Source organism: Streptomyces sp. NPDC087901, from assembly GCF_044742205.1.
Classification (GTDB): Bacteria; Actinomycetota; Actinomycetes; order Streptomycetales; family Streptomycetaceae; genus Streptomyces.
The window spans coordinates 244372-269967 of the sequence record NZ_JBIUUC010000008.1; the positions used below are offsets into that span (position 1 = coordinate 244372).

Sequence of the window (25596 nt, forward strand, 5' to 3'; positions counted from 1 at the left end):
CAATATGCAGCTTTATTGAGTATCCATCGGTCGTGCCACGCCGGGAGGTCGGCCCGGATCCGCCGACTGCCGCCGCGGGAAGTCGCTCTTCCGGTGCGGCCGCCGTCAGCCCGCCAGCAGCTTCGCCTCGATCGCCGGATCGATCCCCGCAGCCGGCCGGTCGGCGCGCTGCGGAGCCGTACCGCCGATGTCGCACAGCCAGGCCCAGGTGTCGGCGACGGTCTCCTCGACCGGCCGGCAGCGCAGTCCCGTTCCGTGCGCCCTGCGGACATCGCTCCGGTGGATGGAGTCGTACAGCTCCCCCGGCGGCAGCCAGAGCGGCAGGTCGGTCCAGGGTTCGACACCTGCCGCGAGGATCCGCTCCGTGTCGGTCCAGCGCAGCTCGGCATCGGAACCGGTGGCGCGCACGCAGGCGTTCAGCAGCTCGCCCATCGTGGTGTGCCCAGGGTGGCTGACCAGGTTGTACGGTCCGTGCAGCCCCTTCCCGGAGGCATCCAGCAGCCATTCGGCGAGGTCGCGCACATCGACGTACTGCAGGCCCAGGTCCGGTGTGCCGGGCGCGAGCACGGGACCACCGCGGGCGATCCGCGTCAGCCACCACGGCAGCCGGCCGACGTTCTCCCAGGGGCCGATGATCAGCCCGGCGCGGGCGAGGAGTGCCCGGTCCCCGAAGGCCTCCAGTGCGGCCAGTTCACCGCCGCGCTTGGCCAGGGCGTACGAGACGTCGCCGCCGGCGTCCGGCGATGCGCCCTCCACCAGCGGACCGTCCTCGGGCAGGCCCGCCGGTGCCGGGTAGTCGTACACCGACCGGCTGGAGACGTACGAATACCGCGCGGCCCTGCCGGACAGCAGCCGGGCCGCGTCCCGCACGGCCGAGGGCGCGCCGCTCCAGGTGTCGACCACCAGGTCCCAGGCGCAGGTCCCGTCGTCCGGTTCCGCGACCCCTGCGAGCGCGGCGAGGCCGTCCTCCGCGGTGCGGTCGCCGAGCAGTTCGGCCACTCCGGGCGGTGGTGCGTGGCGGCCGCGGTGAAACACCGTGACCTCCCAGCCGCGTGCGAGCGCGGCCTCGGTGACGGCCCTGCCGACAAATTCCGTACCACCCAGCATCAGAAGCCTCATGCCCCGACTCTGCCCGCTCGCACCCCGGTCCGGGACGGTCCTCGCTCTCGGCTGAATCACTCCGGACCGGTGCGGCACACCGGAACGGCCCCTCCGCACCCGGGCGGCTCCGCGCCCGGGAACGCCCGCAAACCATCGCCTCCCGGCCGCAGACCGGGCGAGACCTGGCGGACACGGCCACGCCCTCGCGCACGACAGGCATCGCCACAGGTCAGCCGCGTGCGTCGTCGCGGCGCCCGAGCCGTTGACCTGCACGGATGCAGCGACGGTGCCTGTCGTGCACGAGGCCGCCAGGGACGTCCCGCAATCCCTCGCGGGACAGCTCTCAGGACCGGGCGAGCGGGCTGCGGTGGCGCAGCAGCCACTGGTGGTAGCCGGACGCCCGCTGGGCCGCCTCCCGGTAGGCGGCCTCCAGCTCCCCGTACACCACCGTCATGTCGGCCCCCGGCCGGGAGATCAGGAGCAGCCGCACGGCGAGCGGGTCGTCGCGCAGCGGACGGATCGCCATGTCGTCGCGCGGGCCCGAGGTGGGCTGGCAGGGTGCCACCGCCTCGCCGAGGACGACGAGTGAGGCGGCGGTGAGGTAGTCACCGTGCAGCACGGTCGGCGCGACGCCGGCAGCACCGAACACCCGGCGCAGGCCGTCCCATTCGCCGTCCACCGAGGGATCGACCATCCACCGGTCGGCGGCCAGGTCAGCCAGGTCTACGACGGGCAGCGCGGCCGCCGGATGGTCACGGGCCATGGAGATGAACTGCGGTTCACGGTCCAGCAGGACGCGCTGGTCCAATCCGTCCGGAACGGACAGCGGGCAGCCCTCCACCTCGTGCACGAAGGCGACGTCGAGCCGGCCCGCCCCGACCGAGCGCAGCAGCGCGCGGGCCGACACGTCGACCCGCAGCGAGATGTCCGTACCCGGCAGCTGGAGCCGCAGTCTGCGCAGCCAGCCACCGATGACACGGCTGGCGGTGCAGCCGATCCGCAGTTGCGGCCCGTCCGCCCGGGCGGCGTCCGCCTCCGCCTTCGCGTCGGCGACCAGCGCGCTCATGCCGTCGACGAGGGGGCGGGCCCTGCTGAGGACGGCGCTGCCCAGCGGGGTGGGGCGGCAACCAGTGCGTTCACGGCTGAACAGTTCGGCGCCCAGTGCGTTCTCGATCCGGCGCAACTGGGTGGTGAGCGAGGGCTGGCTGACGCCCAGTCTGCGGGCCGCCCGGCGCAGGCTGCCGGTGTCGGCGATGGCGCACAGCGCCCTGAGGTGCCTCACCTCAAGCTCCATCTGTCGAGAGTAGGACGGCCGAGTCCTGCCGCACCAGACGCCATAACCCCATCAAATAGCATCAATTCAGGGGCTGTTGGGGCGGCGTGCATCCACCGTGCGCTCGTGGTTCCGGCGGGCGATAGGGCAGCGCTATCGCCGGTTGACATCGTCCGCACGGAGCCGCGTTCCCCGACACTCGCTGCGTACCGCCCCCGTCCGCGTCCGCTGACCGGACGGGTCCCCCTGGCAGGTAACCGGCAGGAGACCCCCCATGAGACACCCCAGGACCGTCATGTCGGCCGTGATCGGCCTCGGCTTCGGCCTCGCCGCCGCACTGGGCACCGCGCCCGCGATCGCCTCCGCCGTCCCGGCGCCGGCCGCTCCCCCCGCATCCGCCTCCGCCGTCCACTCCGCGTACGCCTCGCACTCCGGATCGCACGAGAGCGCCGCCGCCAACAAGGCGTTCTTCGAGGCGGTGGCGAAGTCGGTGGCCGAGAAGCGGGCCGCCCACCCGGGCGTCCAGGCCGTCACCATCGTCTACAGCGCCGCCAATGCGCCGAGCTTCCGCTCGGAGATATCCAGCAGCGCGCAGATCTGGAACAGCTCGGTCTCCAACGTCCGGCTGCAGGAAGGCTCCAACGCCGACTTCTCGTACTACGAGGGCAACGACCCGAGTGGCTCGTACGCGAGCACCGACGGGCACGGCAACGGCTACATCTTCCTGGACTACGCGCAGAACCAGCAGTACGACTCCACCCGTGTCACGACCCACGAGACGGGGCACGTCCTCGGCCTGCCGGACCACTACTCGGGCCCGTGCAGTGAGCTGATGTCGGGCGGGGGCCCCGGCCCCTCGTGCACCAATCCGTATCCGGACTCCAATGAGCGCGGCGAGGTGAACTACCTCTGGCAGAACGGCTTCGCGGCCGCGCTGGCACGCAGCGGTTCCTGACCGCGCTCGCGCGTAGCGGTTCCGACCGCGTCGGCGCGGAGCAAGTCCTGACCGCGTCGGCGCGGAGCGGCTCCTGACCGCGTCGGCACGCAGCGGTTCCGACCGCGTCGCGAAGGGCCACCTCGCAGGACGGGGTGGCCCTTCGCGGGGACCGGTGGGGGCGCAGCCATCACCCGGTGGGGGCGCAGCCATCACCCGGTGGCGAGCTCGCTTCGGACCAGGGCCAGCAGTTCGTCCTCCGTCATGCCGAGCTCACGCGCCTCACCGACCATCTCGCGCACCCGCTCCAGCAGCCTGGCGCGGTGCGGGGAGGCTCCGTCGGCGACGACCGCGCCGCGACCTCGACGCAGCTCGATCAGCCCCTCCTCGCGCAGCCGCTGGTAGCCACGCAGGACCGTGTGCACGTTCACGCCGAGCGATTCGGCGAGGACCCGGGCGGCGGGCAGCCGCTCACCGGGGGTCACCGCCCCGTCGGCGACGGCGCGGCGCACGCAGGCCGCGATCTGGTCGCCGAGCGGCACGGTGGAGGTGGGGTCGACCCGGAAGAGCATGGTCAGTGCTCCGTCCGGCGCTGGTCGATCAGGGTGTTGAGGAGCGCTGCAGCGGTCTCCGAGTCGTCGACCGTCACCGCGAAGTCCCGGCCGTCGGCCAGCCGCGCCACGATCCCCTCGCCGGAACGGATCATGACGCCGGTCCGTCCCGGACGGATCCGGTATCCCCAGCCCCCGTACTCGGCGAGCGGCCTGATGTCCCGGCTGACCGCCCCCTCGATCCGGTCGAGTGGGACGTGGACGCGCGGCCACGGCAGCATCCCGGAGACGGTGATCCCACGCCGGTCCACGGCCACGTACGGACGGGCGAAGCTCACGAGGAGCAGCCCGACCAGAAGGGCCGGAACCGCAGCGATCCAGCCCGCGGTGAACAGCAGGGCCACTCCTCCCCCGCAGGCCAGGACCGCCACCGGCAGCAGCCATCGGTTCCCCGCGCTGCGCGCCCACCCCGCGACCTCCCCTGCGGCCAGCGCGATCCGTTCCCCGTCCCCGTCCCCGCCGTGCACCGACGGCTGCTCACCTACGGGCAGGAGCGCGGCGAGCAGCAGCCCCAGCCCGAAGGCGAGTGCGGCAACCCCCAGTGCGGCGGCCAGATGCCACATCGGGAACGAGACGTCCTGGGCGCGGCCCTGCGCGTCCTGGGCGGCGTCCACGTTGACGAGCAGGACCACTGCCATCAGGTAGCCCAGGAACCCGGCGACGGCATATCCGCCGGCGATCGCCCTGTTGAGCGCCGGGCCGGGGAAGCCTCCCTTGGCGGCCATAAGGGCCCACAGTGCGCCGACACCGACGAGCAGCACCGTGGTGATGACGACGTACGAGGTCCGGCCCGCATAGTCGTCCACCTGGCCGTTGCCCACGAAGTGGCTGGCCAGTTGGGCCGGCAGGCGGTCGAGGCGCGTCGCGAAGAGGATCAGGTCGACGGCGAGGGCAAGCAGGAACGGCAGAGCGGCGAGAGCCACGCGGCCGGCGTTCTTCCGGTTCATCAAAACCTCCATTGTTTGCATGCTAGTAGAACAATGGAGCTGGGGCAACGTGGTCGCGTGGTCGCGTGGTCGCGTGGTCGCGTGGTCGCGTGGCAACAACGAGAAACCGGCCGGACGGTGTCACGCCGTCAGGCCGGTTCGGGGTTATCAGGGGGCTGAGTTGTGTGGGGTGGGTGAAACACCGAGCCGCTACGCGCGGCCCGTCGGTGTGGCGTCAGGCCCTTTCGAGGGGGAACGCGCCGCGGTGTCCGGTGCCGGCGCCCTCCTCCGGGCGCTGCTCGAACTCGGGGCAGCTCCACACCTCCTGGACGAATCCGCTGCGCCGGTCCCACAGATCGAGGACGTCGCCCTCGCCGGTCGCCCCACGGTAGGCCTCCTTGGCCCCCCGGAAGCAGGCGAGACCACCGGAGAGCCCGCGGCCGGGTGCCGGGAAGTAGTCGGAGAAGGCGCACGCTATGCACGTCTGCAGTCGGATCCCGGGCGGAAGGGACCGCTGGATGGTGGCGAGCGCGGCCCCGAAGTCACTCTCCGCACGGTGGGACCGGAAGGCCGCACCGCCGTACCGCAGCTCCAGATAGAGATACGGGTCGGGCCTGCGCAGCGACAACAGGCAGCTCAGCGTGGCCTGATGGACCGCGCCGTCCACCGTGACGGGGAACGGCAGGTCCCATTCCAGGACGCAGTCGTTGAGCACCCCGTCCGCCAGGGCGAACATCCCGCTCTCCGGCGGCATGCCCGACACCGGGCACAGGTCGTCGAAGCTCTTGCCCTCGAAATCGACGCCCCTGATACGAAGGCGGAGCTGCTGTCCGTCGGTGGTGAGGATGACGGCATCGGAGCCCTGTCGGTCCCGGTACCACCCTGCCCACGACTCATCTGTCATGGGCAGGGACTGTAGCCCGTGGCTCGGACACTCCCCGTGCCGCCCTCCACTTCACCGCCCGACCCCTGTGACCTCGGCCGATCCCTGATCCCCTGTCCGCCGCCGCCCGGCCTCGTACTTCCCCCGCCGGATTGCGTTCTGATGGTGCCTCCGTTCAGTGAGTCCGGCGGGTGACGAACTCCGCCAGCGCCAGGAGATCGCCCGCCGCCGACAGATCGGGCACCGCCCGGGACAGGTGGTACATCGCGCGTGCCATCCGGTCCGCGGCACAGGCCTGCGCCCAGTCACGGCCGCCCGCCCGGTCCACGGCATCGGACGCGCGCCGCACCTCACCGGCCGTGTTCATGGGACCCCGGTAGAGCGCGGCGAGCTCCGCCGACGCCGGGGTGCCCGAGGTCAGCGCGGCGACCACGGGCAGCGACTTCTTGTGGGCGGAGAGGTCGGCGCCGACCGGCTTCCCGGTCTGGGCGGGATCGCCCCAGATGCCGATCAGGTCGTCGATGAGCTGGAAGGCGAGTCCGGCCTCCCGGCCGAAGCCGTCCATCGCGCCGACGGCGCGCTCCTCCACGCCCGCGTAGAGCGCGCCCAGCGCGCAGGCGCAGCCGAGCAGCGCGCCCGTCTTCGCCGTCGCCATGGTGAGGCACTCGTCCAACGAGACCTCGTCCGGCCCGCGTTCCTCGAAGGCGCAGTCCGCCTGCTGGCCCGCGCACAGCTCGATGACGCACGTGGAGAGCCGGGCCGAGGCGCGGGCCGACACCGAGCGGGCGTCCTCGGCCAGAAGCCGCTGGGCCAGGGCGAGCATGGCATCGCCCGCGATGACGGCGTCCGGGATACCGAAGACCGTCCAGGCCGTGGCCCGGTGGCGGCGGGTGCGGTCCTCGTCGATGACGTCGTCGTGCAACAGGGTGAAGTTGTGGGCCAGTTCCACGGCGACGGCCGCCCGCACGGCCTCCCTCGGATCACCTCCGAGCGCCCTGGTGGCGGCGAGGACGAGCGCGGGTCTGATCGCCTTTCCGGCGCCGCTCGCGGCGGGGCTGCCATCGGCGTGCTCCCAGCCGAAGTGGTACATCGCGACGCGCCGGATCGACCCCGGCAGCGAGGCGACCGCGGCCCGCAGATGCGGATCGACGAGGGTCCGGGTGTACTCCAGGAGCGCCGCGGCCTCATTGCCCTCGGTGGCGGCGGCGTCGGTACGGGTCATGGTCAATCGGTCACCCCGGTCGTTGCCGTCCCCGGCCCCCGATGACTGTCGCCCCGGGGGCCGGGGACGTGGGTGGTTGCTGTGGGCGCGCCGGCTGCGGCCGACGGGGCCCCGGACCCGGCGGGCCAGGGACCCCGTGGACTCACCGCCAGCGGCTGACCTCGACGTTCTCCAGGACACCGAGGGCGTCCGGGACCAGTACGGCCGCCGAGTAGTAGGCCGTCACGAGGTAGGAGATGATCGCCTGCTCGTCGATCCCCATGAAGCGGACCGAAAGGCTGGGCTCGATCTCGTCCGGGATTCCCGTCTGCTGGAGGCCGATGACGCCCTGTTCGGCCTCGCCTGTCCTCATGCAGATGATCGACGTGGTGCGGGCGTCCGTGACCGGGATCTTGTTGGACGGGAAGATCGGGACCCCCCGCCAGGCCGGCACGTGGTGTCCGCCGACGTCCACGCTCTCCGGCACCAGACCGCGTTTGTTGCACTCGCGGCCGAAGGCCGCGATGGCCCTCGGGTGGGCGAGGAAGAGCTTCGATCCGCGTCGGCGCGACAGCAGTTCGTCCATGTCGTCGGGGCTGGGCGCCCCGTCGTGCGGCTGAAGCCGCTGTCCGTAGTCGCAGTTGTTGAGCAGGCCGAACTCCCGGTTGTTGATGAGCTCGTGCTCCTGGCGCTCGCGCAGCGCCTCGACCGTGAGCCGCAACTGCTGCTCGGTCTGGTTCATCGGCTGGTTGTAGAGGTCGGCGACCCTGCTGTGGACCTTCAGCACGGTCTGGGCGACGCTCAGTTCGTACTCGCGGGGCGCGGATTCGTAGTCCACGTACGTGTGCGGGACGACGGTCTCGCCGACATGGCCCGCGGACAGATCGATCTCCGCCTCGCCGTACTTGTTGGTGCGCTGCTGCGGGATGGCGAGCAGCCCGGCCAGATGGGTGCGCAGCGATTCGGCCCGCTCGGCGAGGTTGAGCACATCGGCCCGCCTCAGCGTCAGAACCGTGCACGCCGTGACGGCGCGGGCCGTGTACTCCCAGAGGGCGTCGCCCTCGATCAGGGAGTGGTCGCCGAAGTAGGACCCGTCGGCATGGACCCCGAGCACCGTCTCGTCCCCGTAGAGCCCGGTGCCTACCTTCTCGACCTTTCCGTGCGCCAGCAGGAAGACCCGGTCCGCGGCCTCGCCCGCCGTGGCCAGGAGCTGTCCGGCGGGAATGTCGCGCTGCTCGCACCGCCTGGCCAGTTCGGCGAGCACTTCCTCGTCCCCGAAGTCCCTCAGGGCCGGCAGTTCACCGAGCTCGGCGGGGATGACCGAGACCCGGTCACCGGTCTGTACGAAGGTCACCCTGCCGTCCCCGACCGAATAGCTCAGCCGCCGGTTCACCCGGTAGGTGCCGCCCTGCACCTGGACCCACGGCAGCATCTTCAACAGCCACCGTGAGGTGATCTCCTGCATCTGCGGAGCGGACTTGGTGGTCGTCGCGAGGTTCCGCGCGGCTGCCGTGCCAAGACTCTGCTGCGGCGACACCTGCGCGTTCTGAACCTCTTCGCCAACGGACATCTGTCGTCCTCTCGATTCATCGGCTGACCTGCGAGAAGAACCTTTCAGCATGCGGACTCGGCACGCCATTACACAAAAGAGTGTGACTAATCAGGCTTTGGGTTGGGCACCACGCTGCGCGATACCTGCTCCGCCCGATTAATTTGCATACGGAATGCAAATTCACTTACCGTGACCGGCATGCGGCTGACGAGATTCACCGACGTGGCGCTGCGCGTACTGATGCGTCTCGCCGTCGTGGAGAACGAGGATCCGCCGACCACCCGGGAGGTGGCGGCGACCATGCAGGTGCCGTACTCCCACGCCGCGAAGGTCGTGGCCCGCCTCCAGCACCTCGGCCTGGTCGAGGCGCGGCGGGGCCGCGGCGGCGGACTCACCCTCACCGGAGCCGGCCGCTCCGCCTCCATCGGCGGGCTCGTCCGCGAACTGGAGGGCCCGGGCGACGTCGTCGAGTGCGAGGGCGCCACCCCGTGCCCACTGCGGTCGGCCTGCCGGCTGCGCAACGCCCTGCGCGCGGCCTCGGAGGCCTTCTACGCCTCCCTGGACCCGCTGACCGTCGCCGGACTCGTCTCCTCGCCGACCGGCCCCCTGCTGATCGGCATCAGCAGCAGGCCGCCGGTGGACGACTGAACCACCCCCCGCCGAACCGGGCCCACGGCCCGGTTCCTACACTGCTCTTAAATACGCATCTCAGATGCCAATTCTGAATCCGAGGAGTCAACGATGCTCTCCGAGCCGTCGACCGTCACTGTCCGTGCCACCCTTCCCGCCGTCGGCGCGGCCATCGGGGACATCGCCGATCTCTTCTACCGCAAGCTGTTCGACGCCCATCCGGAACTGCTGCGTGACCTGTTCAACCGCGGCAACCAGGCCTCCGGCGCCCAGCGCCAGGCGCTCGCGGGCTCCATCGCCGCGTTCGCGACCCAGCTGGTCGAGCACCCCGGCACCCGTCCCGACGTGATGCTCGACCGCATCGCGCACAAGCACGCCTCGCTCGGCGTCACGGCCGCCCAGTACGACGTCGTGCACACCCACCTGTTCGCGGCCATCGCCGAGGTGCTCGGCGACGCGGTGACCCCCGAGGTCGCAGCCGCCTGGGACGAGGTCTACTGGCTGATGGCCAACGCCCTCATCGCCATCGAGGACCGGCTTTACGCACAGCAGGGCGTCGTCGCCGGCGACGTCTGGCGCGACTGGGAGGTGGCCTCCCGCACCGAGGAGACCGCAGACGTCGCCACGTTCCAGCTCCGCCCGGCCGACGGCGCCCCCGCCCCCGCCTTCCACCCCGGTCAGTACGTGTCCGTGCAGGTCGAACTCCCCGACGGCGCCCGCCAGATACGCCAGTACAGCCTCTCCTCCGCCCCCGGTTCGGCACTTCGCTCGTTCACCGTCAAGCGGGTGCACGGCGAAGGCGCGCCCGACGGCGAGGTCTCGCGGCACCTGCACGCGCAGGTCGGAGCCGGTGACCGGCTCCGGATCTCGGCCCCGTACGGCGATCTCGTACTGAAGTCCACCGATGCCCCGCTCCTGCTCGCCTCCGCGGGCATCGGCTGCACCCCGATGCTGTCGATGCTGGAGCACCTCGCGGACTCCGGTCACCGTGCGCCGGTGGCCGTGGTGCACGGCGACCGCTCCCCCGCCGACCACGCACTGCGCGCCGACCACGCCCTGTTCACCGCCAAACTGCCGGACGCCGCTGCGCACTTCTGGTACGAGGCCCCCGAGCCGGGCCACCCGGCGGACCGCACCGGCCTGGTCGACCTGACCGGCGTCGTGATCCCGTCCGGCACCCACGCGTACCTCTGCGGCCCGCTGCCCTTCATGCGGGCCGTGCGCACCCAGCTGCTCGCCAAGGGTGTCCCGGCGGCCGACATCCACTACGAGGTGTTCGGCCCCGACCTGTGGCTCGCCCAGGGCTGAATCCCGGTCAGCGCTCGCGGAATTGACCGGATCGGCTCGCACAGCGCCCGAACAGGGCCCCCGAATCCCCTCGTAACTGGTCCGGGGCCCCGCCCGTCGGGTACAAGCGCTGTACGGACACACTCCCCCACGCACGAAGGAGTCGGTCATGTCCTCACCCATGTCCGCGAGCATCTTTCTCGACGCCCTCAAGGACGAAGGGCTCACCGTCGTCCAGGTCGGCGACTGGCGCACCCACAACCGCAACCACAAGGGCCCATGGGGGCCGGTCAACGGCGTGATGATCCATCACACGGTCACCAGCGGCACCGCCGCGACCGTCCGGGTCTGCCGCGACGGACACGCCGCGCTGCCGGGGCCGCTGTGCCACGGCGTCATCGCCAAGGACGGCCGGGTCCACCTGGTCGGCTACGGGCGGACCAACCACGCCGGGCTCGGCGACGACGACGTGCTGCGCGCCGTCATCGCCGAGAAGGGCCTGCCGTCGGACAACGAGGCCAACACCGACGGGAACCGGCATTTCTACGGCTTCGAGTGCGAGAACCTCGGCAATGGCAAGGATCCCTGGCCCGCCGTCCAGCTCGAAGCCATCGAGAAGGCGGCGGCCGCGATCTGCCGACACCACCACTGGACGTCCCGGTCGGTCATCGGCCACCGCGAGTGGCAGCCGGGCAAGGTCGACCCGCGAGGCTTCTCGATGACCTCCATGCGGGCACGTATCCACGACCGCCTCAAGTAGCCGAGGCCCGCTCCGGCCGAGGCCCGCTCCGGCCGGGGTCCGCTCCGGCCGGAGCGGGGCCCGGCCACAATGGAGGCATGCCCACCACGCCCCCCGGCGCGCCGGTTCCTGGACAGGACCCGGGCCTCTCCCGTCTGCAGCCGGTGCTCCCCTCGCCCCTGCAGCCGGCCGAGGACGAGCGCTTCGCACGTCATGGTGTGACGCTGCTCCTCAAGCGCGACGACCTGATCCATCCGGACCTGTCGGGCAACAAGTGGCGCAAGCTGGCCCCGAACCTCCGCGCCGCCGCCGGCCGTCCCGTGCTGACCTTCGGCGGCGCGTACTCCAACCATCTGCGGGCCACGGCCGCCGCGGGCCGGCTGCTGGGCTTCCGCACCGTCGGCGTCGTCCGGGGCGACGAACTCGCACACCGCCCGCTCAACCCCTCGCTCGCCCGCTGCGCGGCCGACGGCATGCGGCTGCACTTCGTGGACCGGCAGACGTACCGCGCCAAAGCCGATCCACGGGTCCTGGCCCGCCTGCTGAGCGCCTACGGGGAGTGCGAGGTCGTCCCGGAGGGCGGCAGCAACGCGCTGGCCGCACAGGGCTGCACAGAGCTCGGGCACGAGCTGCGCGGAGCCGCCGACGTGGCGGCGGTGGCCTGCGGCACCGGAGGCACCCTCGCCGGACTCGCCGCAGGACTGGCACCGGGGCAGCGCGCCCTCGGCATCCCGGTCCTGCGCGGCGGCTTCCTGGGGGACGCGGTACGGGACCTCCAGCAGGAGGCGTTCGGCGGCCCGGCCGGAGCGTGGTCCCTGGACGACCGCTTCCACTTCGGCGGATACGCCCGCACCACACCCGCACTGCATGCCTTCGCCGACGACTTCGAGGACCGCCACGGGCTGCCGGTCGAGCGGCTCTATGTGGCCAAGCTCCTGTACGCGCTGACGGTGCTGGCCGGGGAGGGTGCGTTCCCCGCCGGAACCGCCGTCGCGGCCGTGATCACGGGGCGCCCGGACGATCAGTCCGCGTCCTCCCGGTAGGCCGCGGCCTCCTCCAGGTCGAGACGCCTGAGCAGGGTCCGCATCATCTCGTCGTCGATGCTGCGCTCGTCCCGCAGCCGCACGAAGACCTCGCGCTCGGCCTCGATCATCTCGCCGGCCAGACGCCGGTAGGTGTCGTCCGCCGACTCCCCCGTCACGGGATTGGGCGCACCGAGCCGTTCCCAGACGGCGTTGCGGCGGCGCTCCAGGACGGTGCGCAGCCGGTCGGTGAGCGGCTGGGGCAGGCAGTTGCGCTGATCGGCGAGCAGCTCCTCCAGGCGCGCCTCGGCGGCCGTGGACGCCGAGCTCTGGGCCTGTGCCTCGGCGAGGGTCTCGGCCTGCCGGTCGCGGCCCGGAAGCTTCAGGACCTTCACCATGACCGGCAGGGTGAGCCCCTGGACGACCAGAGTGCCGATGACCGTGGTGAACGTCAGGAAGAGCACCAGGTTGCGCGCCGGGAACGCCTCGCCGTCGCTCGTGACCAGCGGGATGGAGAAGGCGATGGCGAGCGAGACGACCCCGCGCATCCCGGCCCAGCCGACGATCAGCGGCGAGGTCCAGTCGGTCTCGGGTTCCCGTTCGCGGATCCGTTTCGACAGCAGGCGTGGCACATAGGTCGCCGGATAGACCCAGATGAACCGGACCACGACGACCGCCAGGAACACCGCCACCGCGTACCAGAAGGCCTCGGCCACGGCGTACGTACCGAGCCCCTTCAGTACGAAGGGCAGCTGGAGGCCGATCAGGGCGAAGACGGCGGACTCCAGGATGAACGCGACCATCTTCCAGACGGCGGCCTCCTGGAGCCTGGTGGCGAAGTCGACCTGCCAGGAACGGTGGCCCAGGTAGAGCGCGACGACGACCACGGCGAGCACTCCGGAGGCGTGCACGCGTTCGGCGGCGGCGTAGGCCACGAACGGGATCAGGAGCGACAGGGTGTTCTGGAGCAGGGGCTCCTTGAGGTGCGTACGGAGCCAGTGCAGCGGGACCATGAGCACCAGGCCGACGCCGACCCCGCCGACCGAGGCCAGCAGGAACTCGCCGATCCCGCCGCCCCAGCTCATGCCCTCGCCCACGGCCGCGGCGAGCGCCACCTTGTAGGCGGTGATCGCGGTGGCGTCGTTCACCAGGGACTCGCCCTGCAGAATCGTCGTGACCCGCGCGGGCAGGCCGACCCGGCGGGCGATGGCCGCGGCGGTGACGGCGTCAGGCGGGGCGATGACGGCGCCCAGCACCAGCGCGGCCGTGAGCGGCAGGTCGGGCACCAGCCGGTACGCCAGCCAGCCCACCGCGACGGTGGCGAACAGCACGTAGCCGACGGAGAGCAGGGCGACGGGGCGGATGTTGGCCCGCAGGTCCAGGTACGAACTGTCCACGGCCGCCGTGTAGAGCAGCGGCGGCAGCAGGAGCGGCAGCACGATGTGCGCGTCCAGCGTGTACGTCGGCACGCCCGGCAGGTACGAACCGATCAGCCCGAGGGCCACCAGCAGCAGGGGGGCCGGCACCGGCGTCCGGCGGGCCAGACCGGCCGTCGCCGCACTGGCCGCCACCAGTGCCACCAGTGGCAATGCGTCCATCTCAACGTCCTCGCATCCGTCGTAACCTGGCCATCATGAGTGAGTGCCCGCATGTACCGGACCTGCCGCGCCCCGAGCCCGCAGCCCTCGCCGAGACCTGTCTCGAATGCCGCGCGGCAGGCACCCACCCCGTGCAACTGCGACTCTGCCTGATGTGCGGCCATGTCGGCTGCTGCGATTCGTCGCCCCGGCAGCACGCCACGGGGCACTTCAAGGAGACCGGCCATCCGGTGATGCGGAGCTTCGAGGCCGGCGAGAGCTGGCGCTGGTGCTTCGAGGACGGTTCGATCGTCTGACGTCTGGGTACGTCAAACCGGCGCCTGTTGTTCGTAATTGACCGCCGCAGACCTCTAGCCACTGTGTGTACTCATGGGCTTACCATGAGTGACGCCCATGGGGTGGGGTCTCGGCGACACGGCATCATGGATCGCGATAGCGTCGCCGGACCAAGAACCGAAGACGTACCGCATGGCTCCGGGCGACCCTTCCCGGATCCTCGAAGAGTTTGTGCCACCTTGGAGGTGAGGGTGTCCCAGATCGCAGGCGAGCCCGGGAATCAGGACTTCGTAGAGGTCCGGCTGCCCGCTGCGGGTGCCTACCTGTCGGTGCTGCGTACGGCCACGGCCGGTCTCGCAGCGCGTTTGGACTTCACTCTCGACGAGATCGAGGATCTTCGCATCGCGGTCGACGAGGCCTGCGCGATCCTGCTCCAGCAGGCCGTGCCCGGTTCCGTCCTCAGCTGCGTGTTCCGGCTCGTCGACGATTCTCTCGAGGTGACGGTCTCGGCCCCGACGACGGACGGCCGGGCCCCGGAGCGCGACACGTTCGCCTGGACGGTGCTCTCCGCACTGGCCGGAAAGGTCGACTCCTCGGTCGCCGAAGACCGTACGGTCAGCATCAGCCTGTACAAACAGCGCGGCGCGGGACCCGGGCCGGCGTGAGCAACGGGAACGGGGACGGTCCTGTGCGGGACGAGACGATCCGACCAGGGGTGGTGCGCGCAGCAGGCATCCCGGAACAGCAGGCCCTGCCTCATCCGGTGGACGGGGCGGACCTGCCCCGTGCGGTGGACGGGGCGAACGGGCCCGCCGGCATTACGGTCGCGGTGGAGCAGTCGCAGGCGGAGCGGGCAGGCCAGATGAGCGAGCACAAACACCACGATCCACACGACCGCAGCGGAGCGCGGGCGCTCTTCATCGAGCTGGGCAAGCTCCCGGACGGGTCGCCCGAGAAGGCGGAGCTGCGCAACCGGCTGGTGCGGATGCACCTGCCGCTGGTGGAGCACCTGGCCCGGCGCTTCCGCAACCGCGGCGAGCCGCTGGACGATCTGACCCAGGTCGCCACGATCGGTCTGATCAAGTCGGTGGACCGGTTCGACCCGGAGCGCGGCGTCGAGTTCTCGACGTACGCGACACCCACGGTCGTCGGCGAGATCAAGCGGCACTTCCGCGACAAGGGCTGGGCGGTGCGCGTGCCGCGCCGGCTCCAGGAGCTGCGGCTCTCGCTGACCACGGCGACCGCGGAGCTCTCCCAGCAGCACGGCCGCTCCCCCACGGTGCACGAGCTGGCGGAGCGGCTCGGCATCTCCGAGGAAGAGGTCCTGGAGGGCCTGGAATCGGCCAATGCCTACAGCACGCTCTCGCTGGACGTGCCGGACACGGACGACGAGTCCCCCGCGGTCGCGGACACACTCGGCTCCGAGGACGAGGCGCTGGAGGGTGTCGAGTACCGGGAGTCGCTCAAGCCGCTGCTGGAGGACCTGCCACCACGGGAGAAGCGGATCCTGCTGCTGCGCTTCTTCGGCAACATGACCCAGTCGCAGATCGCGCAGGAGGTCGGCATCTCGCAGATGCACGTGTCGCGACTGCTGGCCCGCACGCTCGCGCAGCTGCGCGAGCGGCTGCTCGTCGAGGAGTAGCCGGGCCGGGGGCGTACCGACAGCGTCGCCCCTGCGCCCGGACCCACCGGGCGGCTGCCAGGCCGCCCGGGAGCCTCTCAGGCGTCGGCGCTGTCCGCGTCGGGCGTCGAGCCCGGCCGGCGGATGCCGAGCGCCTCGATGGTCGCCGGCCGCGCCAGCTGGTAGAGCGCGGTCAGCGACGCCGCGGCGAGCACGATCCCGGCCGGGATCAGCACCCCGTGGGACCGCAGCAGCGTCCAGGCCACCGGGAGCGCGATGATCTGTGTGATGAGCGCGGGTCCGCGGCTCCAGCTGCGTCGCTGGAGCAGTCCGCGGGCGGCGAAGAGCGGGATCAGCCCCAGCGCGATCACTGTCAGACCGCCCATTTCGGCCTGCTGTGGACTGTCGGGGCGGCCGAGCAGCCCCATGACCAGCATGTAGACACCGCCGATGACGAGGGCTGCACCTTCGAGGGCGTTGAGTCCGGCCACGAGCGTGATCCTGGCCGGCTTCGGCGGCTCGGCCAAGGGCATCGACGAGGGCGCGTTCTGCTGAGTACTCACCCTTGCAGGTTGGCATCCCCGGCACACGAAAGGGAAGCCGGGGTCGGAACACCGCCGAACCACCCCCGGACGGTGCGCGCGGCCCGCCGGACCACGCCCCTTTCGTCACTCAGCGTGAAGGTGACCGGGCAGGACTTCAGGCCGATACCTCTCGGTAGGTAGTCTGGCGGTCATGCGCGCACTTCTTGTGGTCAACCCAGCTGCCACCACCACCAGTGCGCGGACCCGTGACGTGCTGATTCATGCACTGGCCAGCGAGATGAAGCTGGAGGCCGTGTCCACGGAGTACCGCGGACACGCCCGCGACCTGGGACGACGGGCCGCCGACAGTGACGACATCGACCTCGTGGTCGCGCTCGGTGGTGACGGCACGGTCAACGAGGTCGTGAACGGCCTGCTCCACAACGGCCCCGACATCGACAACCTGCCGAAACTCGCCGTGGTTCCCGGCGGCTCCACCAATGTCTTCGCGCGCGCCCTCGGCGTGCCGAACGACGCGGTGGAGGCGACCGGCGCCATCCTGGACGCACTGGCCAACCGCACAGAGCGCACCGTGGGCCTGGGCCTGGCGGCCGGCACACCCGGCACGGAGGACGAATCGGTCCCGGAGCGCTGGTTCACCTTCTGCGCCGGCCTCGGATTCGATGCCGGAGTGATCGGCCGCGTCGAACAGCAGCGCGAACGCGGCAAGCGTTCGACCCACGCGCTGTACGTGCGACAGGTGATGCGCCAGTTCCTGGAGGAGCCGCATCGGCGGCAGGGGACGATCACGCTCGAGGTGCCCGGCCAGGACCCGGTCACCGACCTCGCGCTCTCCATAATCTGCAACACGGCCCCCTGGACCTACCTGGGAAACCGGCCGATGTACGCCTCTCCGAAGGCATCGTTCGACACCGCCCTGGACGTCCTGGGCCTGCAGCGTCTGTCCACCGCGGCGGTCACCCGCTACGCCACCCAGCTGCTCACTTCGAGTCCCGAAAAGGGCCCGCGCGGCAAGCACGCTGTTTCACTGCATGACCTCACGGACTTCACCTTGCATTCAAAGGCTCCACTGCCCTTCCAGATGGACGGTGACCACCTGGGGCTGCGTACGAGTGTGACGTTCACAGGCGTACGCCGTGCACTGCGTGTGATTGTGTGAGCGGAAGGGACCAAAGTCCTTTAACTCGAACGTTTGGACTGGCTTCCACCCTCTAGAAGTACGGCTGTGACCTAGCCGACACCGAGGAATCAAAAAAAACTTTCCAGAAGGGGTTGTATCCGTCGCCGAGGTTTGCGAATCTCTACATGGCGATCGGGACGGCCCGCAACAACGGCCTCCACTGAGAGCCAGAACCCCTCCTCACTGCACAGGACCACAACCAGTTCATCTGGGCGTCGGCCCGACACGTTCGGGGGGATTCGTGAAAGCGTTCACATTCACAAGCCACAGTACGTATACCAAGGAGAGGTAGCAGCCATGGACTGGCGTCACAACGCCGTTTGTCGTGAGGAAGACCCGGAGCTGTTCTTCCCCATCGGCAACACCGGTCCTGCGCTGCTGCAGATCGAGGAAGCCAAGGCCGTCTGCCGTCGCTGCCCCGTCATGGAGCAGTGCCTGCAGTGGGCGCTCGAGTCCGGCCAGGACTCCGGCGTCTGGGGTGGCCTCAGCGAGGACGAGCGCCGCGCAATGAAGCGCCGCGCCGCTCGCAACCGGGCGCGCAACGCAAGCGCCTGACCGACGCCACCGCTACGAACCTCAGCCAGGCGGCGCGTACGGAGTGTACGCATCACCCCGCCCCCCGAGTCGCAGCGCGCAGTACCCCCGAAGCGCACGCTTGACCAGAGAGCCCGGACCGTTCACCAACGGTCCGGGCTCTCTGCTGTCCGTACGTACTACTTGTCGGCGCGGACCGGGATGTCCAGGACGACCTGGGTGCCACGCTCGGGCGCCGGCACCATGCCGAACGAGCCGCCCAGCTCGCCCACCACCAGCGTCCGCACGATCTGGAGCCCCAGATTTCCGGCACGCTGCGGGTCGAACCCCTCGGGCAGGCCGCAGCCGTCGTCCTGAACGGTGATCAGCAGCCGTCCCTCGGTGGGCGAACCGCCGCGCACAGCCGACACCTCGACCGTGCCGGACTCGGCCACGCCGAACGCGTGCTCCAGAGCGTTCTGCAGCACCTCGGTGAGAACCATCGCCAGCGGTGTGGCCACTTCGGCGTCGAGGATGCCGAAGCGTCCGGTGCGACGGCACGTGACCTTGCCCGGCGAGATCTCGGCGACCATGGCGATGACCCGGTCGGCGATCTCGTCGAACTCCACCCGCTCGTCCAGATTCTGGGACAGCGTCTCATGGACGATGGCAATCGAACCGACGCGCCGCACCGCCTCGTTGAGCGCCTCGCGGCCCTGCGGGGAGTCCATCCGGCGGGCCTGCAGGCGCAACAGGGCAGCCACCGTCTGGAGGTTGTTCTTCACCCGGTGGTGGATCTCCCGGATGGTGGCGTCCTTGGTGATCAACTCGCGTTCGCGGCGACGCAGTTCGGTGACGTCACGCAGCAGCACCAGAGAGCCGATGCGGACCCCCTTGGGCTTGAGCGGGATCGCACGGAGCTGGATCACACCACCCGCGCACTCGACCTCGAACTCGCGGGGCGCGTAACCGCTGGCGAGTTTGACGAGCGCCTCGTCCACCGGGCCCCGGGAGGGCGCGAGTTCGGCGGTGATCCCGCCGAGGTGCTGTCCGACCAGGTCGGAGGCGAGGCCGAGGCGGTGGTAGGCGGAGAGGCCGTTGGGGCTGGCGTACTGGACGACGCCGTCGGCGTCGAGGCGGACCAGACCGTCACCGACCCGCGGCGAGGCGTCCATGTCGACCTGCTGGCCGGGGAACGGGAAGGACCCGGCCGCGATCATCTGGGCCAGGTCGGAGGCCGACTGGAGGTAGGTGAGCTCCAGCCGGGACGGCGTGCGGACCGTGAGCAGGTTGGTGTTGCGCGCGATGACGCCCAGAACCCGGCCCTCCCTGCGTACGGGGATCGACTCGACCCGTACGGGAACCTCCTCGCGCCACTCCGGGTCGCCCTCGCGCACGATCCGGCCCTCGTCCAGCGCCGCGTCCAGCAGCGGACGGCGGCCGCGCGGGACCAGATGGCCGACCATGTCGTCCTGGTAGGAGGTGGGGCCGGTGTTGGGACGCATCTGGGCGACGGACACATAGCGGGTACCGTCACGGGTGGGGACCCAGAGAACGAGGTCGGCGAAGGACAGGTCGGAGAGCAGTTGCCACTCCGAGACCAGCAGATGGAGCCACTCGAGGTCGGTGTCACTCAGGGCTGTGTGCTGGCGGACGAGGTCGTTCATGGAGGGCACGTGTGCGAGCGTACCTGTGGATGTGCACAGCTTCCGAACCGGACGGCCGGCCCGTACGTGCAGGAAGAAGGGCCGGAAATCATCGCGCACCACGGATGGACACGACGAATGGTCTAGTCCACAATGCTGAAGACAGAGCCTCCGCTCTCCCCGCACAGGAGAGCGGAACGAGGTACCTGCGCTCTCTGCCCTGACTGCGCCGGCACCTCTCCCCGGCCGGGGGCACCGCACACCGCCGGCCGAACCGATCGCCCGCGAGGGCGGTCCTGCTCCGGGCTGCGGTGCTGGTCGGGCTGAGGGTCCCGGCCCGGCGCCGCGGCCCGCGGGTGTTTCCCGGGGCGGATCACGCGCCCCTCAGCGGGTCTCGGTGACCTTCGCGAGCGCGCGCGGCGCGTCCGGGTCCTGACCGCGGGCGATCGTCACCTCGTAGGCCAGCATCTGCAGCGGCAGGATCTCCAGGATCGGCTGGACCTCCTCCGCCACGCCGGCCGTCGGCAGCACGAAGCCCGCGGAGGCCGCTTCCACCTGGGCCTTCGGACCGACCACGAACAGGTCGGCCCCGCGGCCGCGCAGCCGGTCGAGCACCGGCTGTAGGGCCTTGCCGCCCCGACCGTCGGTGACCACGGCGATCACCGGAGAGATGTTGTCGACCATGGCGAGCGGACCGTGCAGCAGATCGGCGCCGGAGTAGGACAGAGCGGGGATGTAGCTCGTCTCCATCAGCTTCAGGGCGGCTTCCTTGGCGGTCGGATAGCCGTAGCCGCGCGAGGTGATGACCATGCGCTCGGCAAAGCGGTAGCGGGACGCCAGGGCCTTGACCTCGTCCTTGCGTGCCAGGATCGCCTCGGCGAGCTCCGGCAGGATCGCGGCCGCCGCTCCGTCGCCGCCGCGCAGGCCCTCCACGAAGAGGTACAGGGACAGCAGCGAGGCGGTGTACGTCTTGGTGGCCGGCAGTGCCTTCTCCGGCCCCGCCAGGATGTCGATGTGGTACTCGGAGACCGCGGCGAGCGGTGAGTCCGGGCTGTTGGTCACCGCCAGCGTGACCGCGCCGGCCTCCCGGGCCGCCTTCGTCGACGCCACCAGGTCGGGCGAGCCGCCGGACTGGCTCACGGTGATGACGAGGACGTCCTTCAGATCGGGCTTGGCGCCGTACGCGGTCGTCGTGGACATCGACGCCAGGCCGCAGGGCATGCCGAGCGTGATCTCCAGCAGGTACTTCGCGTAGAGCGCGGCGTTGTCCGACGTGCCGCGGGCGGTGAGCAGGACGAAGCGCGGCTTCCTGGCCGCGATCTCGGCGGCCACCGCCTGGATGGCGGGCGCCCCTCGGTCCAGGATGCGCCGGAGCGTCTCGGGCTGCTCGGCCATCTCGCCGGACATGATCCGGCCGGGCTGCTCGCCCTCGCCGGCCGGGTACGTGGCGGACATGTCTGGTGCCTCCCGGGAGTGTCGCAATGCGTCGGTCAAGTCGAACACGGGGCACCGCGGGCCCGCCAGCGGACGGCTTCCCGGCGCGGCCGCACGCGGGCATCCCGAAAGGTCTCCCCGACGAGCACCCGGGAGCCGTGTCCAGGGGCGCGAGGTCTGCTAGATTGTCCTTAGATTGGTCTATACCACATATCTTCACTCCAGATCGGCAGGCCCCGCGTGGAAGTTGTCATCGTCCCGGACGCCAAGGCAGGCGGCGAACTGATCGCGGGGGCCATCGGCGCCCTGCTGAGCCGCAAGCCCGACGCCCTTCTCGGCGTTGCCACCGGCTCGACCCCGCTGCCCATCTACCAGGCACTGGCGGCCAGGGTCCGCTCCGGTGCCGTGGACGCGTCGCGCGCCCGCATCTGCCAGCTCGACGAGTACGTGGGACTGCCGGCGGGCCACCCTGAGTCGTACCGCTCCGTGGTGCTGCGCGAGGTCGTCGAACCGCTCGGGCTCTCCGAGGCTTCCTTCATGGGCCCCGACGGCTCCGCCGAGGACGTCCAGGCCGCCTGCGAGGCGTACGACAAGGCGCTCGCCGAGGCCGGCGGCGTGGACCTCCAGCTGCTCGGCATCGGCACCGACGGACACATCGGCTTCAACGAGCCGTGCTCCTCGCTCGCCTCCCGTACCCGGATCAAGACGCTGACCGAGCAGACCCGGGTCGACAACGCGCGCTTCTTCGACAACGACATCGCGCAGGTGCCGCACCACGTCATCACCCAGGGCATCGGCACGATCCTGGAGTCACGCCACCCGATCCTGCTCGCGACGGGCGAGGGCAAGGCCGACGCCGTGGCGCAGACGGTCGAGGGTCCGATCGCCTCGATCGTGCCCGCGTCGGCACTGCAGCTGCACCCGCACGCGACGGTCGTGGTCGACGAGGCGGCGGCGTCCAAGCTGAAGCTGGCGGACTACTTCCGCGCCACGTATGCGGCGAAGCCGCTGTGGCAGGGTATTTAGCTCTTCCGGTACGCGAGAGGGCCGGGACACCGTGTGGTGTCCCGGCCCTCTCGCGTGCGGGGCGTCCCGCCGGGCGCGCCTTTGCCTTTGTCCTCAATCGCCGGACGGGCTTGATCCTGCCTGCACGGGCTCGATCCTGCCCGGACGGGCCTGCCCGGCGGGGCTGGGCCCGTCCGGGCGGGCTTGACCGTCGCGGCAGCGGTGGGTCAGCGGCTTGTGATGACCTCAGCCGCCGCCCGGCCGCAGACCCTGGCCGCGCCGTGGGTGGCGATGTGCAGGGCTCCCCTGGGTTCGGCCTGGGGGACGCCCATCTCGACCACGATCGTGTCCGGACGCGCCGCCAGCACCGCGTCGAGGGCCTCGGTCATCCACGGGTGGCGGTGCGCGTCGCGGACGACCGCGACGATGCGCCGCTCCCCCGCAGCCCGCAGCACACCGGCCGCGGTTTCCCCGGTCTCGCTGCTGTACGTGTCGGTCCCGGTGCCCGGCAACAACCGGGCCAGTTCGGCGGCGACGCCCCACGGGGTCTCGTCGCCGACCGCGATGTTCGCGACCGGGGTGAAGGCTGCGACGTACGCCGGTCCGGTGAGCGGCTCGCCCGAGCCGGTCACCTTCACCGCGCGGCGGGCGGCGATCAGACCGATGTCCGAGCTGATGCCCGTGCCGTTTCCGGTGCCGGGCGCGGTCCCCTCCTGCACTGCCGCGCCCGGCTCCGAGACAGCCCCCCTGGCCCGCTGCGTCCAGGACGCGAGGGCCCGTACCCGGGCGGCGGCGTCCGCCAGCCGCTCCTCGGGCAGCTCACCGGTACGGACAGCCGCGACCAGCGCGTCGCGCAGCCGCAGGACCGTGCTGTCGTCGTCGAGACCGCCGCCGACGCAGAGCGCGTCGGCGCCCGCCGCGATCGCGAGGACCGAGCCGCGCTCGATCCCGTAGGTCGAGGCGATGGCCTGCATCTCCACGGCGTCGGTGACGATCAGGCCGTCGTAACCCAGCTCCTCGCGCAGCAGACCGGTCAGGATCTGCGGGCTCAGGGTCGCCGGGCGGTGCGGGTCGAGCGCGGGCAGCAGGATGTGCGCGCTCATCACCGACTTGGAACCCGCCGCGATGGCCGCCCGGAAGGGCACCAGCTCACGGGCGTGCAGGGTCTCCAGGTCCACGTCGATGCGGGGCAGCGCGTGGTGCGAGTCGACCGCGGTGTCGCCGTGCCCCGGGAAGTGCTTGGTGCAGGCGGCGACGCCGGCGGCCTGGAGGCCCTCGACATACGCGGCGGTGTGGCGGGCGACCAGGTGGGGGTCGGCGCCGAAGGACCGCACCCCGATCACCGGGTTGCCGGGGTTGGAGTTGACGTCCGCGGAGGGCGCCCAGTTGAGGTTGACGCCACAGTCGGCGAGCCGGCGGCCCAGCTCCTGGGCGACGGCACGGGTCAGTGCGACGTCGTCGACGGAGCCGAGCGCCAGGTTGCCGGGGAAGGACGAGCCGTGACGCACCTCCAGCCGGGTGACGTCGCCGCCCTCCTCGTCGATGGCGACGAGCACGTCGTCCCGCTCGGCGCGGAGCTGTGCGGTGAGCGCGGCAAGCTGCTCGGGCGTCTCGATGTTGCGGCCGAAGAGACCTACGGAGGAGAGGCCTTCACCGACGCGGCGCAGCAGCCAGTCCGGTGCGGTGGTGCCGGTGAAGCCCGGCTGCAGGACGGCGAGGGCGTCGCGGGTGACGGTGTCCGTGGTGGAAGTCAGGGTGGTCATGGCAGGCGTTATCCCTTCACTGCGCCGTCGGTAAGACCGCTGACGGCCTTGCGCTGCAAGTAGATGAAGAGGATCAGGATCGGGATCGCGAAGAGTGAGGAGGCAGCCATGGTCGCTCCCCAGTCGTCACCGAACGCGGTCTGGAACTGCGAGAGCCAGAGCGGCAGGGTCTGGGACTCGATGTCCTTGTTGAGGATGAGGACGAGCGGGAACTCGTTCCAGGCGGTGATGAAACCGAAGAGCGAGGTCGCCATCAGACCGGGGCCGAGCAGGGGCAGGATCACCTTCCTGAACGCCTGCGGGCGGGTGCAGCCGTCGACCATGGCGGACTCCTCCAGCTCCTTGGGCACGGCGGCGACATAGCCGCGCAGCGTCAGAATGGTGAAGGGCAGGACCATCATCATGTAGAAGGCCGTCAGCGGGACCAGGCTGTTCAGCATGTCCGCATCGCGGACCAGCATGTAGATCGCGATGACCATGACTTCCCAGGGCGCCATCTGCGCGATCATGAACGTCAGCAGGATGCCGCGGCGGCCCTTGAAGCGCATGCGCGCCATCGCGAAGGACGCCAGCAGCGCGATCACCAGCGAGGCGACCACGGAGATGATCGTCACCGTGAACGAGTTGCGTACCAGGGTCCAGAAGTGGTCGGCCGCCATGGCCTTCTTGAAGTGCTCGAAGGTGATGTCGGTGGGGAACCACACCGGGGTGTCGGTGATGATGTCGCCGGTCGGCTTGAAGGCCGTGCTGAACATCCAGTAGACGGGGAACGCGAAGCCTATGAAGAGGACGACAGCCGTCAGGTTGGGCCAGATCCGGCCGAACAGTGAGCGCTTCACAGCTCGTCCTCCTCTTGCTTGAGTACGGTGCGCAGGTAGTAAGCGGTCATCGCCAGCAGGACGATGATCGTCAGGAACGAGATGGCCGCACCCATGCCGAAGTGCTGGTTGCCGACGCCTTCGACGAACGCGTAGACGGGCAGGGTCTCGGTGAGCCGGTCCGGGCCGCCGCCGTTGATCGCGAAGAGCTGGGCGAAGGACTTGAAGACCCAGATGACTTCGAGAAACGTCGTGGCCAGCAGGAACGGCTTGAGGAACGGGAGCGTCACCAAGGTGAAGCTCTTCCAGGAGTTGGCGCCGTCGAGCGAGGCGGCCTCGTACAGCTCCTTGGGAATCGTCGTCGACGCGGCGTACAGGTTGATCGCCACGAACGGGATGGACTGCCAGACGATCACCAGGGTGACCAGCGAGAAGGTGGACAGCTGACTGCTCGTCCAGTTGAAGTCGGCCATCGAGTGCCAGCCGAGGCTGTCGAGGACGTAGTTGACGACACCGAACCGCTGGGCGAACAGCCACTGGTAGACCGTGGTCGCCGCGATCATCGGCATGGCCCAGGCAAGCACCAGGCCCAGCATGAGCACCAGTCGCATCTTCTTGCCCAGTCGTGCGAGCAGGAGGCCGACCAGCATCCCGAACACCATGATCAGGACGACGTTGGCGGTGGTGAAGAGGACCGACCGCTCGACAACCCTCCAGAAGTCCGAGCTGCCGAGGACTTCCTTGTAGTTGTCGATGCCGTTCCACTCGGTCAGGTGGAGGATCAGCTGGCGCGGGTTGAGGTTCTGGAACGACAGCATGCCGTTCTTGACCAGTGGGTAGCCCAGGAGCACCGCTGTGACGAGCAGTGCGGGCACAAGGAGGAGGTAGGGGGCGGAGCCGCCGGTCCGCTCCTTGCTCGATGCGACGGGGCCGCCGGAAGGGGCGTCGTCCTTGCGGACGCCGGCTGCCGGGACCGAGTCCGCTTTTTCGGTCTGCACTGACATGCTCGCCATCTCTGTCTTGGGCCGTACGGTCGAG

At 70.5% G+C, this 25596-nt stretch carries 25 protein-coding genes; 11 read left to right on the plus strand and 14 right to left on the minus strand.

Annotation, left to right across the window (positions count from 1 at the left end; translation table 11 throughout):
- Window positions 1–105: 105 nt before the first annotated feature.
- Window positions 106–1107 carry an NAD-dependent epimerase/dehydratase family protein gene (locus tag ACIOEW_RS24925; protein ID WP_401966179.1) on the minus strand — a complete coding sequence of 334 codons (1002 nt, stop codon included), beginning with the start codon at window positions 1105–1107 and terminating at the stop codon, window positions 106–108.
- Window positions 1108–1444: 337 nt separating this feature from the next.
- A complete protein-coding gene (locus tag ACIOEW_RS24930; RefSeq protein WP_362545263.1) occupies window positions 1445–2395 on the minus strand; it encodes a LysR family transcriptional regulator in 951 nt (316 codons plus the stop codon).
- A gap of 253 nt (window positions 2396–2648) precedes the next feature.
- Between ACIOEW_RS24930 and snpA the strand changes: the two genes are divergently transcribed.
- Complete coding sequence (gene snpA / locus ACIOEW_RS24935; RefSeq protein WP_401966036.1) at window positions 2649–3329, plus strand: snapalysin; 681 nt, start codon at window positions 2649–2651, stop codon at window positions 3327–3329.
- 191 nt (window positions 3330–3520) lie between these two features.
- On the opposite strand, the gene ACIOEW_RS24940 is transcribed toward snpA, so the two are convergent.
- The 5 genes from ACIOEW_RS24940 to ACIOEW_RS24960 all read right to left on the minus strand — a co-directional run bounded on the left by ACIOEW_RS24940 (window position 3521) and on the right by ACIOEW_RS24960 (window position 8499).
- Window positions 3521–3880: a GntR family transcriptional regulator gene (locus ACIOEW_RS24940; RefSeq protein WP_401966038.1), complete on the minus strand. Its 360-nt coding sequence runs from the start codon at window positions 3878–3880 to the stop codon at window positions 3521–3523.
- 2 nt (window positions 3881–3882) lie between these two features.
- The gene (locus ACIOEW_RS24945) at window positions 3883–4866 is read right to left on the minus strand and encodes a DUF1648 domain-containing protein (RefSeq protein WP_401966040.1); all 984 of its coding nucleotides are present in this window, start codon (window positions 4864–4866) and stop codon (window positions 3883–3885) included.
- Between the two features lie 214 nt (window positions 4867–5080).
- Window positions 5081–5749 carry a DUF6304 family protein gene (locus ACIOEW_RS24950; protein WP_362545275.1) on the minus strand — a complete coding sequence of 223 codons (669 nt, stop codon included), beginning with the start codon at window positions 5747–5749 and terminating at the stop codon, window positions 5081–5083.
- Window positions 5750–5903: 154 nt separating this feature from the next.
- The gene (locus ACIOEW_RS24955; RefSeq protein WP_401966043.1) at window positions 5904–6950 is read right to left on the minus strand and encodes a family 2 encapsulin nanocompartment cargo protein polyprenyl transferase; all 1047 of its coding nucleotides are present in this window, start codon (window positions 6948–6950) and stop codon (window positions 5904–5906) included.
- A 142-nt stretch (window positions 6951–7092) separates the two neighbouring features.
- Window positions 7093–8499 (minus strand): family 2B encapsulin nanocompartment shell protein, encoded by a 1407-nt coding sequence (locus ACIOEW_RS24960; protein WP_362545281.1) that lies wholly within the window; start codon window positions 8497–8499, stop codon window positions 7093–7095.
- A 180-nt stretch (window positions 8500–8679) separates the two neighbouring features.
- Here ACIOEW_RS24960 and ACIOEW_RS24965 point away from each other — a divergent pair, with 180 nt between their 5' ends.
- The 4 genes from ACIOEW_RS24965 (at window position 8680) to ACIOEW_RS24980 (ending at window position 12180) form a co-directional block, all read left to right on the plus strand.
- The gene (locus ACIOEW_RS24965; RefSeq protein ID WP_362545283.1) at window positions 8680–9129 is read left to right on the plus strand and encodes an Rrf2 family transcriptional regulator; all 450 of its coding nucleotides are present in this window, start codon (window positions 8680–8682) and stop codon (window positions 9127–9129) included.
- Window positions 9130–9222: 93 nt separating this feature from the next.
- A complete protein-coding gene (locus tag ACIOEW_RS24970; RefSeq protein ID WP_401966045.1) occupies window positions 9223–10419 on the plus strand; it encodes a globin domain-containing protein in 1197 nt (398 codons plus the stop codon).
- A gap of 148 nt (window positions 10420–10567) precedes the next feature.
- A complete protein-coding gene (locus tag ACIOEW_RS24975) occupies window positions 10568–11158 on the plus strand; it encodes an N-acetylmuramoyl-L-alanine amidase (RefSeq protein ID WP_362545289.1) in 591 nt (196 codons plus the stop codon).
- Window positions 11159–11235: 77 nt separating this feature from the next.
- Window positions 11236–12180, plus strand: coding sequence for a 1-aminocyclopropane-1-carboxylate deaminase/D-cysteine desulfhydrase (locus ACIOEW_RS24980; protein ID WP_401966047.1), 945 nt, complete (start codon window positions 11236–11238; stop codon window positions 12178–12180).
- Here ACIOEW_RS24980 and ACIOEW_RS24985 read toward each other — a convergent pair.
- Entirely contained in the window at window positions 12159–13757 is a 1599-nt protein-coding gene (locus tag ACIOEW_RS24985; RefSeq protein ID WP_362545295.1) for a Na+/H+ antiporter, read from the minus strand. The two genes, ACIOEW_RS24980 and ACIOEW_RS24985, sit on opposite strands and share 22 nt — an antisense overlap.
- 35 nt (window positions 13758–13792) lie before the next feature.
- Between ACIOEW_RS24985 and ACIOEW_RS24990 the strand changes: the two genes are divergently transcribed.
- The 3 genes from ACIOEW_RS24990 to ACIOEW_RS25000 all read left to right on the plus strand — a co-directional run bounded on the left by ACIOEW_RS24990 (window position 13793) and on the right by ACIOEW_RS25000 (window position 15675).
- Window positions 13793–14053 (plus strand): UBP-type zinc finger domain-containing protein, encoded by a 261-nt coding sequence (locus ACIOEW_RS24990; RefSeq protein ID WP_362545298.1) that lies wholly within the window; start codon window positions 13793–13795, stop codon window positions 14051–14053.
- Between the two features lie 231 nt (window positions 14054–14284).
- Window positions 14285–14698, plus strand: a complete 414-nt coding sequence (locus ACIOEW_RS24995) for an anti-sigma regulatory factor (protein WP_053729847.1) — start codon at window positions 14285–14287, stop codon at window positions 14696–14698.
- Entirely contained in the window at window positions 14695–15675 is a 981-nt protein-coding gene (locus tag ACIOEW_RS25000; protein WP_401966051.1) for an RNA polymerase sigma factor SigF, read from the plus strand. The genes ACIOEW_RS24995 and ACIOEW_RS25000 overlap by 4 nt, the downstream gene beginning before the upstream one ends.
- Window positions 15676–15752: 77 nt before the next feature.
- Here the strand turns inward: ACIOEW_RS25000 and ACIOEW_RS25005 are convergent, their stop codons facing one another.
- On the minus strand, window positions 15753–16145 hold the full coding sequence (locus ACIOEW_RS25005) for a hypothetical protein (RefSeq protein ID WP_362545476.1): 393 nt from the start codon (window positions 16143–16145) through the stop codon (window positions 15753–15755).
- A gap of 244 nt (window positions 16146–16389) precedes the next feature.
- Between ACIOEW_RS25005 and ACIOEW_RS25010 the strand changes: the two genes are divergently transcribed.
- Both ACIOEW_RS25010 and ACIOEW_RS25015 read left to right on the plus strand, forming a co-directional pair.
- Window positions 16390–17358 (plus strand): diacylglycerol/lipid kinase family protein, encoded by a 969-nt coding sequence (locus ACIOEW_RS25010; RefSeq protein WP_401966054.1) that lies wholly within the window; start codon window positions 16390–16392, stop codon window positions 17356–17358.
- A gap of 318 nt (window positions 17359–17676) precedes the next feature.
- Entirely contained in the window at window positions 17677–17934 is a 258-nt protein-coding gene (locus ACIOEW_RS25015; protein ID WP_003953983.1) for a WhiB family transcriptional regulator, read from the plus strand.
- A gap of 158 nt (window positions 17935–18092) precedes the next feature.
- Here ACIOEW_RS25015 and ACIOEW_RS25020 read toward each other — a convergent pair whose 3' ends face one another.
- Together ACIOEW_RS25020 and ACIOEW_RS25025 are read right to left on the minus strand one after the other, a co-directional pair.
- The gene (locus ACIOEW_RS25020; protein WP_362545479.1) at window positions 18093–19559 is read right to left on the minus strand and encodes a histidine kinase N-terminal domain-containing protein; all 1467 of its coding nucleotides are present in this window, start codon (window positions 19557–19559) and stop codon (window positions 18093–18095) included.
- Window positions 19560–19922: 363 nt separating this feature from the next.
- The gene (locus ACIOEW_RS25025) at window positions 19923–20993 is read right to left on the minus strand and encodes an SIS domain-containing protein (RefSeq protein ID WP_401966057.1); all 1071 of its coding nucleotides are present in this window, start codon (window positions 20991–20993) and stop codon (window positions 19923–19925) included.
- A 219-nt stretch (window positions 20994–21212) separates the two neighbouring features.
- Between ACIOEW_RS25025 and nagB the strand changes: the two genes are divergently transcribed.
- Window positions 21213–21998 (plus strand): glucosamine-6-phosphate deaminase, encoded by a 786-nt coding sequence (gene nagB / locus ACIOEW_RS25030; protein ID WP_362545305.1) that lies wholly within the window; start codon window positions 21213–21215, stop codon window positions 21996–21998.
- Window positions 21999–22204: 206 nt separating this feature from the next.
- Here nagB and ACIOEW_RS25035 read toward each other — a convergent pair whose 3' ends face one another.
- From ACIOEW_RS25035 to ACIOEW_RS25045, 3 genes are read right to left on the minus strand one after another with little or no spacing between them, the layout of a single operon-like run.
- Window positions 22205–23740, minus strand: coding sequence for a glycoside hydrolase family 3 protein (locus tag ACIOEW_RS25035; protein ID WP_401966060.1), 1536 nt, complete (start codon window positions 23738–23740; stop codon window positions 22205–22207).
- Between the two features lie 8 nt (window positions 23741–23748).
- Window positions 23749–24579, minus strand: a complete 831-nt coding sequence (locus ACIOEW_RS25040) for a carbohydrate ABC transporter permease (RefSeq protein ID WP_306083171.1) — start codon at window positions 24577–24579, stop codon at window positions 23749–23751.
- Entirely contained in the window at window positions 24576–25562 is a 987-nt protein-coding gene (locus ACIOEW_RS25045) for a carbohydrate ABC transporter permease (RefSeq protein WP_401966063.1), read from the minus strand. The genes ACIOEW_RS25040 and ACIOEW_RS25045 overlap by 4 nt, the downstream gene beginning before the upstream one ends.
- Window positions 25563–25596: the final 34 nt, after the last annotated feature.